The sequence below is a fragment of the Candidatus Termitispirillum reticulitermitis genome, from assembly GCF_054655775.1.
In genome coordinates, this window is the sequence record NZ_BAAIHG010000182.1 from 1 (window position 1) to 873 (window position 873).

The 873-nt window shown below is 46.3% G+C and carries 1 protein-coding gene and 1 pseudogene; both read left to right on the forward strand.

Annotated features, from left to right (window positions below):
* Positions 1-631 (forward strand): annotated as a pseudogene (locus AC1MDJ_RS08145) (transcription termination factor NusA); the annotation flags it as partial.
* Positions 632-672: 41 nt separating this feature from the next.
* Positions 673-873: hypothetical protein (locus tag AC1MDJ_RS08150; protein ID WP_479690414.1), on the forward strand; the 201-nt coding region annotated here is incomplete at its 3' end.

Here is an 873-nt window from a genome sequence, read left to right on the forward strand (position 1 = left end):
CCCTGTAGGTGCGTGTATCGGCGTAAAGGGAACGCGTATAAATGCTATCAGTGATGAACTGAATAAAGAAAAGATAGATGTGGTTGTTTGGTCGCCAGACCCGCTTACCTTTGTCCGCAATGCTATCAGCCCTGCAAAGGTGCTGTTGGTTAACGTGATAGAGGACACTAAGATGTTTGAGCTGGTTGTGCCTAACGACCAATTGTCGCTGGCTATTGGCAAACAGGGGCAGAATGTGCGGCTTGCGGGTAAGTTGACGGAATGGCGGCTTGATATATTCAGCGAATCAGAATACCAAACTACGCGCAGAGAGCGTATGCAAGAGCAGGAACAAGAGCTGAAAAACCATATGCGAATGTATTCGCTTAATAACCTTGATGGCATGGACAACAACAAGATAGAAAAGCTGATGGAGCGCGGGATAGACGACATTGAAAAGTTATCTAACGCTGATTCTGATGAACTGATTGCGTTGTTAGGAATATCTGAGGACGAGGCGTTGAACTTAATTACCAATGCGCTTGAGCTAATCCCCAGTAGCGATACTCCAGAGGACGGCGTAGCAAATGCGGAAAATACTGATAATGGCTCAGAAGATGGCTCAAAGAGCAGTGAAGAGAATAAGCAGTAGTAATGTGAATGTGATGTATGTGAGATAAACGAGGCTAAATAATGGCGGACTATAAGCTAACTGATGTGGCTGACGAGCTTGGAATTAAACCTGACGAGGTTGCAGCGAAGTTGCAGGGGACGGGAGTAACTATTCCTGATGTGGCTGGGGCTACCATAACTATGGAGCAGCTACGCGACATATTTGGCAATGATATGCCAAAACGGATGATACTCTATTTGCGCAAACAGCGGCAACCGGTG